Source organism: Clostridium sp. CM037 (assembly GCF_055081095.1).
The window spans coordinates 4,083,273-4,095,590 of the sequence record NZ_CM143650.1 but is presented as its reverse complement, the minus strand read 5'-3'; the positions used below and the strand labels follow the sequence as shown (position 1 = coordinate 4,095,590).

Below are 12,318 nucleotides of genomic sequence, written 5' to 3'. Positions count from 1 at the left end.
TATGATGAAGAAAATTTTAATGTTATGTTTAACTGTTATATTTGCAGTTATAGTAACATTTTTAATAATAGAACTTATGCCCGGAGATCCTGTAGATGTATTAGCTAGGGAAATGGTTAGTACACAAGGAGTGCCTTACGAGGAAGCATATAAAAGAGCTGTTATGCAGTTGAATTATGATCCAAATGTTCCACTGGCTGAAAGGGTTTTAGATTTTGGTGAAGGAATATTAAATGGAGATTTAGGACAGTCATTAAAGTTTAAAACAGATGTTAAAGATATAGTAATGTCAGCATTACCATGGACATTGCTTATAACCGGTGTTTCAACAATACTAGCATTTACAGTAGGTATAAGCATTGGGATGGTTGCTGCGTGGAAAAGAAGTAAAAAGCTAAATCTTTTATTAGATACCTCGGCATCGGTTTTAGGAGCTATACCAGAGTATATTATAGGGTTTTTCTTAATATTAATATTTGCAGTGAATTTAAGGATGCTACCATCTAAAGGTGCCTATTCAACAATGGTTGATGTCGGATTTAACATGGCTTTTATAGCAGATGTTGCAAAACATGCTATTTTACCAATACTGGCATTCTTCATTGTTAACGTAGTTAACTGGATAGTAAATATGAGATCAATAGCAGTTGGAATATTAAGTGAAGATTATATTCAATATGCAAGGGCAAGAGGAATAACTAACAAAAAGATAATTTTTAAATATGTAGGTAGAAATGCAATGTTGCCAATGGTTACATCATTAGCAACTACTTTTGGATTATTAGTAGGCGGTTCACCACTTATAGAAAATTTATTTTCATATCCAGGGGTTGGTTATTATTTAAATAATGCAACAGCAAATAGAGATGTTACTTTAATGCAAGGGATGTTCTTTGTAATAATAATAACAGTTATTTTATGTAACTTCTTAGTAGAATTATTATATGGGTTTGTAGACCCTCGTTTAAGAAGGAAGGGGAGAGCATAAATGAAAAACAAGCTAAGTTCATTATGGGAAGGGATAGTTAATTTCTCGAGAGTAATAGTTACAAATAAACAAGCAACTTTTGGAGCTTTTATATTAATCATATTTACATTGATGGCAATATTAGGACCAATTATGTTAACTCCTGATAAGGCTAACTATGTAAATAGATTACAAGGAGCATCATTTCAACATTTATTAGGTACCGATTTTGCAGGAAAAGATACATTGAAACAATTCATATTAGGTTCAAGAGAGGTTTTAACAATAGCTCTTTATGCAGGTGTTTTCACATTGAGTATTGGGGTTACAGTAGGAATTACATCAGGATTACTTGGTGGAATAGTTGATGATATTTTAATGATGATAACTAATGTAGTTCAGACAATACCTAATTTTCCTGTATTAATGGTTATGTCATTAATAGTAAATATTGATAGTTCATTAAAGTTTGGGCTTATATTAAGTATATGGTCGTGGGCGGGACTTGCAAGGGCAGTAAGGTCACAAACATTATCTTTGAAAAATAGAGATTTTATTGAGGCAAGTAGAATTTTAGGTATGAGTAAGATTTATATTATTATAAATGATATTTTACCAAATATTATATCATACATAGCAGTTAACTTTATTATGATAATGAAATCATCAATACTAGCAAGTGTTGGATTAATGGTATTAGGATTAGCTCCGTTTAAAGGAGATCACTGGGGAATAATGCTAGATATGGCATTGAACAAAACAGGAGCATTATTTGGTTCAAAAGCGATAATATATCTATTAACACCAATTGTGGGGATTGTTTTATTCCAATTAGGATGCTTCATGTTTAGTAAAGGGTTAGAGGATGCATTTAACCCAAGAATAAAAACTACTATAGCTATAAAAAGAAAAACAAAAGTAATGGGAGTTTAGGGGTGAGAGTATGGAAAAATTATTAGAATGTAAAAATATAACTGTAGAATTTGACGTTAAATATTTTAATGAAGATAAAGTTTTAAAGGCAGCAGATAATATTACTTTAGATATTTATAAAGGTGAAATGTTAGGGATAATAGGAGAAAGTGGAAGCGGTAAATCAACTTTAGCTTCTGCCATGTTAAATTTAGTAAGAGAGCCAGGTAGAATATCAAGCGGAGAAGTTGTTTATTTTAATGGTGTAAATTTATTAGCCGTTTCGGAAAAGGAATATAACAAATATAGATGGAAAGATATATCAACAGTATTTCAAGCTGCACAAAATTCACTTAATCCAATAGCAACGATAAAAGATCATTTTGTTGAAACTTATACTGCACATTTAGATAAAGTATCTAATGAAGTAATGATGAACCGTATAAAAGAGTTATTGAACTTCGTTAGGTTAGATGAAAAAGTTCTAGATTCTTATCCATTTGAGCTAAGTGGTGGAATGAAGCAACGTGTATTAATAGCATTAAGTTTATTACTTGAACCAAAGTTAATAATATTGGATGAACCTACTACTGCTTTAGATGTAATAACGCAGTGGTATATATTAGAAATATTAAGAAAAATAAATAAAGAAAATGGAGTTTCTATAGTGTTTTTAACTCATGATATATCAATAATAGGCTCTATGGTTGATAGAATAGCTGTAATGTACGCAGGAGAATTAGTAGAAATTGGTGATGTTTTAGATGTATACGAAACGCCGAAGCATCCATATTCAAAAGCATTATTAGCTGCAATACCTTCATTATATGATGATGTAACTACAAGAAGATCTATAAAAGGGGCACCTATTAATATGTTAGATTTAAAAGGTGAATGTAGATTTAAAAATAGGTGTATTTATAAGGGAAAGGTTGGCTGTGATGGGTCGGATGAAAATAGTAAAGAGCTTATCAAGGTAAAGGATAATCATTATAGTAGATGTAAGTACTGGGAGGGAATTTAAAGTGAGTAATTTAATAAAAATAGAGGGTGTAAGTAAAAGTTTTGGAGAAGGAAAGGAACAGGTTAGAGTATTAAAGGATATTAATCTAGAAATTGGAGACGGTGAAATATTAGCTGTAGTAGGGGAAAGTGGTTGTGGTAAAACTACTTTAGGAAAGATTATCGCAGATGTTCATAAACCGACAGAGGGGAAAATACTTTATAAAGGAACAGATATAAATGTTTTAAAAAGGGGGGATTATAAGGACTTTAGAATGGGGGTGCAAATGGTGCATCAGGATTCATTTGCAGCATTAAATCCAAATAAAACTATCTTCCAATCATTAAGCGCCCCTATACTAAAACATAAAATTGTTAAAACAAATGGAGAAGCTTTAGATCTATGTACAGAATATCTAGAAGAAGTAGAATTAACTCCAGTTGATCAGTTTTTACATAAATATCCGCATCAATTAAGTGGAGGACAAAGACAAAGAATATTATTAGCAAGAGCTTTATTAGTGAAACCTAAGCTTATAGTAGCAGATGAACCAGTATCGATGGTAGATGTATCATTAAGAATTTCGTTATTAGATTTAATGGCAAGGATGAACAAAAAACATGGAATTTCTTTTGTTTACATAACACACGATTTAGCTACAGCAAGATATATAGCTAATGAGGGGAGAGTTCTGGTTATGTATTTAGGATCAATTGTGGAATTAAATAATATAAATGATGCAATAACAAATCCTAAACATCCATATTTTAAGGCTTTATTAAAAGCGGTTCCAGTTGCAAATCCAAGAAATAAAAATATGATTTCAAACTTACCGTTAAAGACAATGGATATTCCAAGTCTTAAAGATTTACCAAGTGGATGCAAGTTCAATCCAAGATGTATTTATTCAAATGAATTATGTGAAAAAGAAGAACCAAAACTAAGAAAACTTGGGGATGGATTTGTTGCATGTCACCATGCAGAAACTATTTAACGACAGTTCAGCTCATCAGGGGATGATTTAATATAGCAAATAGGAGTGTGTTATTACGGTGGAGCGAATTTCTATAGACATTAGTAAAGATGAAAACAAGAAATACACAGTAAGTTTGTTGAATAGTAACAAAGTTGTAGCAAAGGATGATATTAAAAATATAAAGATTACTATAGAAAATGAAGATAGATCATATAGAGAGGTTATAAGTAATATAGATATTGATACTGTTGGTTATTATGAAAATGAAATTATCTGTAATTGTAGATATTACTGCAAGATGCTAGAAACGTATATAGATATTCAAGTTGTTTATAAAGTAGTTAATGAGGCCTTAGTGGAGAAAAGAATAATATTGGAGCAAACAAATATACCTATGCTGTTTTATAGTATAGAGAACTCTATAATTCCAAGTGAGGAGCCAAAATGTTATTGGAGTTTTGATAATGATAATAACAATGGTGGTGTGGTGAGAGAAGTATTTCCAGCAGCGGGATATGTAGTGGGAAAAGCATATGTTGGCTTGCTGACAGATGCTGGACACAGAAATTATTGGACAAGAAATATTAGAAGAAGGCCACATTATAACAAACTAGGATTTACAGCAATAAAAGAGGCTTGTGATATTAATCTTTATAGAGTTTCAACTTTATCTGATAGAGAAAAAGGTGATCATTATGTAAAGATAACTTTAGGAGAATTAATAGATTTTAATAACGGGAAAAAAGAAGTTGTTGAAGTAGATAATGATTTTATAAATAAAGATAATGAAGGAAGTTTAATCATAACACTAGATCTTGAAGATGGGTATTATGATATAAGTTTTGATCATAGGATAAATGGAAAATTAAGTGTAGTTGTTTTGAAAGAATTAACAAAAGATAATTACGAAGTACATGGTTTTGATTATCAGAATAATATACCATCTTATAAGGAAACATGGACTAGCTTCCAAGATGGATTAATACTATCAAATACGGAAAATAAAAAGAGCCTCTTAGTGATAAAGAGTAATGATAATGAATCTATTGATATAAAAAACTTAAAGGTAACTAAGGTAAATGGTATAGAAAAACCATTTCATAGGTTGGAACAAGGTAAAAGTTGTGAGAAGAAGTTATTCATACTTATTAAGCAAATGGATGGGCTTAGAGATATACGTTACTACAGCCAAGTGTTATTAGCAGATGGGTTAGGGTTTAATGGAAGTGATGTTGAAAAAATTCTTTTTGCAGATATGCAGATGTTAACATGGATAACTAGTGCATATGACTTTTTGCCATTAAATGTACCTAGCTTAAATTATGCCCCAGATATGTATAATAGAGATTCTTTTTGGAGTGTAGCGGGGGTAAATGATAAGGAATTGAGCAAAAAACTTTGGGAAAAATGGGGTTCAACTCAAAATAAAAATGGAACAATAGGAACCATAATAACCCCATACATGGGAAGCTTAGAAGTAAAAGGTAACGAAGCTACTTGTGAATGGATATGGTGGGCATATATAAATAAAATCAAGTATGGAATAGAACCTAATATGAGCAAAGTTAAAAAAGCTTATAACTATTGTATTAATGAGTTTGATGAAGATGGTGATGGTATATCAAAATCACATTTTGTATTAGGTCAAAATGATGTTCAAACATATTTTGAAGGTGGAAAAACATCAAGTGTATCAGTTAATCAGGGTGTATTTGCAGTGACATTAAAAGTTGCTAAGGCCTTATTGGGTATAAAAGCTTTTATAGCAATGAAAAAGGATACTTATTAAATACTTTAGACTATAAAGATGCTATATCAGTAGGCGATTTGATGCCTGAATTTGTTTCATTATGGTTCTTTAATGAAGGGTTACTTAATGAGGAAATTGTAAAAAATACACTTGAAAAAATACCGGTTATTAATGATTGCGCAACTTTTATAGGACATGTTAATAACAAGTATTTTAGTGGGGCTGATAGTCCTTTTGATGAAAAGTTTAGCTGGAGTGATGGAGTATATTATAATGGTGGTAGCTGGCTTAGAGAAGAGATAATGGCATATGCAGTTGGAGTGAGATATGGATTAGATGACTATAAGAACAGGATTTTAAATAGAATGGATAGAGAGATAAACCTAATTAAAGATGATCCGGTAAGTCATGAATTTTTACCAACGGATTTATCTAAGGAAGGGTGTTTATGGAAATCTATAAGGGTTTTTTCTTGGAATGTATTTGCAATAACAGCATTAGAGGTAGCAGGAATAAGAAAAACAAAAGGGCGTGGTAATAATGAGTTTTGCTAAAAGAAGTGATATGAATCCGCTAATAAAACCAAGTGACGTGAAACCAAGTAGAGAAGATTTTAAAGTTGATGGCGTATTTAACTGTGGTGTTTGTAAATATGATGATGAATATCTATTATTATGTAGAGTTGCAGAATCTGTTAAAGTTGATAAGGAAGATGAAGTAAAGATACCTGTAGTAGTAAACATAGATGGAAAAGATGTAATAGACATAGTTTCATTTAATAAAGAAATAGATACGCAATATGATTATTCAGATGCACGTTCTTTATGGATTACGCATATTGGAGGAGTAAGAAAAATTGCTTGTTTAACTTCATTATCACATATAAGGATAGCAAGATCAAAGGATGGAGAAAATTTCATCATAGAAGATGAAGCTTTTATTAAACTTACAGCTTCAGAAGAAGAATGGGGAATGGAGGACCCAAGAATAACTAAAATAGAGGATATATATTATGTGAATTATACATCTGTGACTAGAAATGGTGCAGCCACTTCGTTAGTTTCTACAAAGGATTTTAAAACTTATGAAAGACATGGAATTATATTTGCCCCAGAAAATAAAGATGTAACTATATTCCCAGAAAAAATAAACGGGAAATATATAACATTTAATAGACCCGTTCCATGTGCAATCGGCGGAGCAGATATGTGGATAGCAGAATCACCTGATTTAGTACATTGGGGAAAACAAAAACATTTTTATGGTGGTTCAAATGAAGGAGCATGGGAAAATGGAAGGGTTGGAGGAGGTGCAGTACCATTCTTAACAGAAAAAGGTTGGATAAAAATTTATCATGCAGCAGATAGAAATGATAGATATTGCTTAGGAGCATTCTTACTTGATAAAAATGATCCTAGCAAAATATTAGCCAAAACAAGTAGAGCTATATTAGAACCAAAAGCTACTTATGAAAAAGAAGGTTTTTTTGGTAATGTGGTATTTACATGTGGATGTTTATTTGAAGATGGTATTGTTAAAATATATTATGGCGCAGCAGATGATAAAGTTTGTAGAGCAGATATAAAAATAGAGGATATATTCACTTTAATGGATAAATAACACATAAATCGTTAATATTGTAGCTCCGCAGGAGATAATTTGATAAAATTAACTGATAGAGTTATAGTATATTTATGGTAGGAGATATTAGATGAGAAAAGTAATAATGAAAGATATAGCAGATAAATTAAATATATCTATTAATGCAGTATCATTAGCATTAAATAGAAAGGCAGGAGTTAGTGAAGAAACAAGAAAGACAGTTCTTGATGTGGCAGAGCAGATTGGTTATTTGGAAAAATCAACTAAATTCATTCTGTCTTATGCAAGTAAAAATATATGTGTTTTAATAAGAAAATTATATTTTGAAGATAATTATTTTTATTCTAAGATAATGATGGGGATAGTTGAGGAAGCGAGAAAAAATGGATACGACATAATTACGTGTATGATTGATGAAAATGAGGAAAATATTCCAAGTTGCATTGAACATAAGAAGGTATGTGGAGTAGTTATAATAGGTGCAATAGATGATGATTATTTGATAAAGCTAAAAGGTTATAAGGCGCCAGTAGTTTTAGTAGATCATACATCGTTATTAGAAAGTACAGATAGTATTTTGACAGATAACAAGCTCGGAAGCTTTAAGATTACGAAATTACTTTTAGATCGTGGATATAAAAAAATAGGTTTTTTTGGAGAGTTAGAATATTCTCTAAGTGTAAAGGAAAGATTTTTTGGATATCAAGAAGCTATGAAGAAATTTATAAATTTCAAGGAAGAAAATAAAATGATTGATTTTATAAATAGATATTCAGTTTTAGATAATTTAGAGGGGTATGTAATAAGACAAGATTTAGAATGGGTAAAAGAAAAAATAAAGTGCTTAAAGGATATGCCAGAAGCATTTGTATGCTCAAATGATAATGCTGCTATTATTCTAATTTCATCACTTAAGGAAATGGGATATTCAATTCCACAAGATATAGCAGTTGTAGGCTTTGATGATATAGTGTTAAGCTCAATTGTTGTGCCTAATATTACAACAGTGAGAGTAGAAAAGGAATTAATGGGACGTAAAGCTTTAAATAAATTATTATGGAGGTTAGATCATAAAAACGAACTAAATGAAAATATAATTATGAGTGTAAGTGTAATTGAAAGAGATTCAGTAGGTGTAAAAGAGTAAAGTATAGATTAATTGATAATCTGTTCAAATAGGGAGAAGTAAAAAGCATGGATAAAAAGTGGTGGAAAGAATGTGTGTTCTACGAAATATATATGTCAAGTTTTATGGATGGAAATAACGATGGAATTGGGGATTTTAAAGGAATAACATCTAAATTAGATTATTTAAGTGAATTAGGTATTAAGGGGATTTGGCTTACACCATTTTATCCATCTCCTAAAGTTGATAATGGTTATGATATATCAGATTATTATAATATTGATAAATGTTATGGTACTTTAGAAGAATTTAAAGGATTCATAAATAAGGCACATGATTTAGGAATAAAAGTAATAGTTGATATAGTTTTAAATCATACATCAAGTGAACATTCATGGTTTAAAGAATCAAGAAGCTCTAAAGATAATGAAAAAAGAGATTTTTATATATGGAAAAAAGACAAACCTAACAACTGGGAGTCATTTTTTGGTGGAGATGCTTGGGAATTTGATAAGAAAACAAAGGAATATTACTATCATGCATTTGCAAAAGAGCAAGTAGATTTGAATTGGGCAGAACCTAAGGTTTATAAGGCAATGAAAGATGTACTTAAATATTGGATTGACCTAGAAGTAGATGGATTTAGATTTGATGTAATTAACTTTTTAACAATAAAAAATGACTTTAATAAAGATAATCCATATGATGAAAAAGGTGAACAAATACATAGAAATGATAAAGATCAAGATGGAATTATAGACGTTATAAAAACTTTAGTAAAAGATATAAGAGAAATAAAAGAAGATATTTTCCTCGTAGGAGAAATTGGATCAGATGAGTTAATTGAACTGAAAAATTACTCGGGTAAGAATTTATTAGACGTAGTATTCAATTTCAACTTAGGTAGTATGAAGGAATTTTCAGCGGAGAAAATATATAAAGAAATTAAAGCTATGAATGAGGAATACAATTCAGAGCAAATACCAACAATATTTTTTAATAGTCATGATATGGGAAGAAGTGTTTCAAGATTTAATCAAAATGGAGAGAAAAATGGAATTGAAAGAGCGATGGCAGCTTTATTATTAACAACTTATGGTGTTCCATTTATGTATTTTGGAGAGGAAATTGGGATTAAGGATTTGGTTTGCCTCGATATAAACAAAATGAATGATGTTCAAGGGATTATGAAATATAATATAGAAATTTCAAAAGGGAAAAGTAGAGAAGAAGCATTAGCTAGTGCAAATAAGAGTTCTAGAGATAAGTCAAGAAGTCCAATGCAATGGGAAAATTCGGAGTTTTATGGATTTAGCAAGAGTAAATCTTGGATAAACATAGAAGATAAGGTAGATGACATATCAGTAGAAATTTGTAAAAAAAATAAAAAAAGTTTATTATACTTGTATAAAGACCTTATTAAAATAAGGTATAATAATCCATGTTTATTATATGGAACATATAAAACTATTTTCTTTAAGAAAGATATACTTATTTTAGAAAGAGAACTTCATAATGAAGTAATTAGAATTGTAATTAACTTTGGTATTAAGGTATATATAGAAAATAGCATTGGGCAAGTTTTATATTGTAGCAATAGTATAGAAAATGGGCTGAAATTGAATCAGTTTGATTTTATAATAATTGAAAAGAAATAGGTATATCAAAGCAGATATACCTATTTCTTTTCAATTATTAAGGCTTTTGTTTTAGAATTTAAATAAAAAAATCAGACATAGTAATAAATAAATCGCATAATAATAATAAGTGCATATTTTTTTATAATTTATATATATATAACCTATAATATTTATTTATTTGGTACAATGAGATAAATACAAAAGAAATGGAGTGGATGAGAATGAAAATACTTTATTATGATTGTTTTTCAGGTATTAGTGGTGATATGAATTTAGGAGCGTTGCTAGACTTAGGTATAGACGAGAAATATTTAATCGAGGAATTAAAAAAGCTAAATATAAATGGGTATGAAATAAAAGTATCGAGAGATAGTAGAAAAGGTATAGAGGGCACTAAGGTGGATGTAGATTTAGAGGAGCATCATCATGAACATACTCAGGATGGAAGTGAAGGAGAACACTCTCATGGGCATGTGAGCAATAATCATAGCCATGAGGAACATAGAAACCTTAAAGATATTGAGAAAATTATAGATTGTAGTGAGTTAAGTTCTAAAGTGAAAGAATTAAGCAAAAAAATGTTTATGAGGCTTGCGAGAGCTGAGGCAAAGGTTCATGGAAAAACATTGTATGAAGTTCACTTCCATGAGGTAGGTGCAATAGATTCTATTGTGGATATAGTAGGAGCTGCTATTTGCATAAGTCATTTAAATGTTGATAAAATAATGAGCTCATCTATAGAACTTGGTGGTGGGTTTGTTAAGTGTGCTCATGGACTTATACCAGTACCAGCACCTGCTACTGTGGAAATTTTGAAGGGGATACCGGTAAAAATGGGGGCTGTACCTTTTGAAACTACAACACCTACAGGTGCTGCAATTCTTGCAGCTAACGTCTCTGAATTCAAAGATGATAACGATTTTATTATAAAGAAGATCGGCTATGGCGTAGGTAGCAGAGATACTGAAATTCCTAATGTACTGAGGGTCATGTTAGTAGAAGAGGTAAATAATTTGTCTGATACAGAAAAGACAGAAAATGAAGGGGAAGTATTTCAAGAAATTGTGGAATGTAATATAGATGATATGAATCCAGAGATATATGAGTATATTCTTGATAAGCTTTTTACTGAGGGTGCTTTGGATGCATATTTAACTCCAATTATAATGAAAAAAGGCAGGCCCGGCGTAAAAATAAGTGTTTTATGTAAAGAAGATAAAATTGAAAAGATGAAAGAAGTATTATTTAGAGAAACTACTACATTTGGAGTAAGAAGTTTTAAAGTACATAAAACAATGCTCCAAAGAGAATTTACTAAAATGAACACTAGCTATGGTGAAGTTACTGTGAAAGAAGCTTATTACAAAGGTGAAAGAATAAAGAATAAGTTAGAATATGAGGAGTGTAAGAAAATAGCCCGAAGTGTGGGACTCCCTATAAGCGAAGTATATGAGAGATTAAGGAATGAAATATAGCATTATAGATATAAAAACATAAAACTGTAAGCTTAAATTAAAAAAGGTGGAGAATATATGAATACAGAAGAAATGAAGAAATTCCTTAAGTCCGTTAAAAATGGTAACATATCCATTGATGATGGTGTAGATAAGTTAAAAGATTTGTCTTATTCAGATTTAGGATTTGCAAAAATCGATAATCATAGAGAACTTAGGGTTGGGTACCCGGAGGTTATATATTGTGAAGGGAAAACTGTGGATCAAATAAAGGGTATAGTTAGTTTAATGATTACTAAGGATGTAAATATTCTTGGTACAAGGGCCTCTAGGATCATGTATGAAGGGGTAAAAGAGGTATGTGATGATGCTGAGTACAATGAACTCGCAAGAACAATTGTAATTAAAAAAAAGGACGTAGAGACTCCAAGTACATATATTGCATTAGTGACAGGAGGAACTTCTGATATATCAGTAGCGGAAGAGGCAGCTATTACAGCAGAAATCTTTGGGAATAAAGTTGAAAGAATTTATGATGTAGGAGTAGCGGGTATTCATAGGTTGTTTGAAAATCTAGATGTTATAAGGCGCGCGAAGGTAGTTATTACTGTGGCGGGAATGGAAGGCGCTTTAACTAGTGTAGTTGGAGGCTTGGTGGATAAACCAGTTATAGCTGTTCCAACTAGTATAGGATACGGAGCTAATTTTAAAGGACTTTCGGCATTGCTATCAATGTTAAATAGCTGTTCTAGTGGAGTTAGTGTTGTTAATATTGACAATGGCTTTGGCGCAGGATATTTAGCAAGTATTATCAATAAATTATAAATTAATTTTTAAAAAGGGGGCTTGCATATTCATTATGCAAGCCTTAATTATGGTGTGTTTGAA

The 12,318-nt window shown here is 30.7% G+C and carries 11 protein-coding genes; all 11 read left to right on the top strand.

The window, feature by feature from the left end; genetic code table 11:
- Window position 1 precedes the first annotated feature (1 nt).
- The 11 genes from ACWJKP_RS19610 (at window position 2) to larB (ending at window position 12,255) form a co-directional block, all read left to right on the top strand.
- Window positions 2-988 carry an ABC transporter permease gene (locus tag ACWJKP_RS19610; RefSeq protein WP_224578702.1) on the top strand — a complete coding sequence of 329 codons (987 nt, stop codon included), beginning with the start codon at window positions 2-4 and terminating at the stop codon, window positions 986-988.
- Complete coding sequence (locus tag ACWJKP_RS19605) at window positions 989-1,900, top strand: ABC transporter permease (protein WP_165413268.1); 912 nt, start codon at window positions 989-991, stop codon at window positions 1,898-1,900.
- 10 nt (window positions 1,901-1,910) lie between these two features.
- Window positions 1,911-2,903: an ABC transporter ATP-binding protein gene (locus tag ACWJKP_RS19600; RefSeq protein ID WP_165413267.1), complete on the top strand. Its 993-nt coding sequence runs from the start codon at window positions 1,911-1,913 to the stop codon at window positions 2,901-2,903.
- Window position 2,904: 1 nt separating this feature from the next.
- A complete protein-coding gene (locus ACWJKP_RS19595; protein WP_165413266.1) occupies window positions 2,905-3,876 on the top strand; it encodes an ABC transporter ATP-binding protein in 972 nt (323 codons plus the stop codon).
- Window positions 3,877-3,934: 58 nt separating this feature from the next.
- Complete coding sequence (locus ACWJKP_RS19590) at window positions 3,935-5,647, top strand: hypothetical protein (protein ID WP_165413265.1); 1,713 nt, start codon at window positions 3,935-3,937, stop codon at window positions 5,645-5,647.
- 41 nt (window positions 5,648-5,688) lie between these two features.
- A complete protein-coding gene (locus ACWJKP_RS19585) occupies window positions 5,689-6,162 on the top strand; it encodes a hypothetical protein (RefSeq protein WP_165413264.1) in 474 nt (157 codons plus the stop codon).
- Window positions 6,149-7,228, top strand: a complete 1,080-nt coding sequence (locus ACWJKP_RS19580; RefSeq protein WP_165413263.1) for a glycoside hydrolase family 130 protein — start codon at window positions 6,149-6,151, stop codon at window positions 7,226-7,228. Before ACWJKP_RS19585 ends, ACWJKP_RS19580 begins: the two co-directional genes overlap by 14 nt.
- Before the next feature lie 91 nt (window positions 7,229-7,319).
- Window positions 7,320-8,357 carry a LacI family DNA-binding transcriptional regulator gene (locus ACWJKP_RS19575; protein ID WP_165413262.1) on the top strand — a complete coding sequence of 346 codons (1,038 nt, stop codon included), beginning with the start codon at window positions 7,320-7,322 and terminating at the stop codon, window positions 8,355-8,357.
- 47 nt (window positions 8,358-8,404) lie between these two features.
- Window positions 8,405-9,994, top strand: coding sequence for an alpha-amylase family glycosyl hydrolase (locus ACWJKP_RS19570; RefSeq protein WP_165413261.1), 1,590 nt, complete (start codon window positions 8,405-8,407; stop codon window positions 9,992-9,994).
- A 203-nt stretch (window positions 9,995-10,197) separates the two neighbouring features.
- A complete protein-coding gene (gene larC / locus ACWJKP_RS19565) occupies window positions 10,198-11,451 on the top strand; it encodes a nickel pincer cofactor biosynthesis protein LarC (protein ID WP_165413260.1) in 1,254 nt (417 codons plus the stop codon).
- A 57-nt stretch (window positions 11,452-11,508) separates the two neighbouring features.
- Window positions 11,509-12,255, top strand: coding sequence for a nickel pincer cofactor biosynthesis protein LarB (larB, locus tag ACWJKP_RS19560; RefSeq protein WP_165413259.1), 747 nt, complete (start codon window positions 11,509-11,511; stop codon window positions 12,253-12,255).
- Window positions 12,256-12,318: the final 63 nt, after the last annotated feature.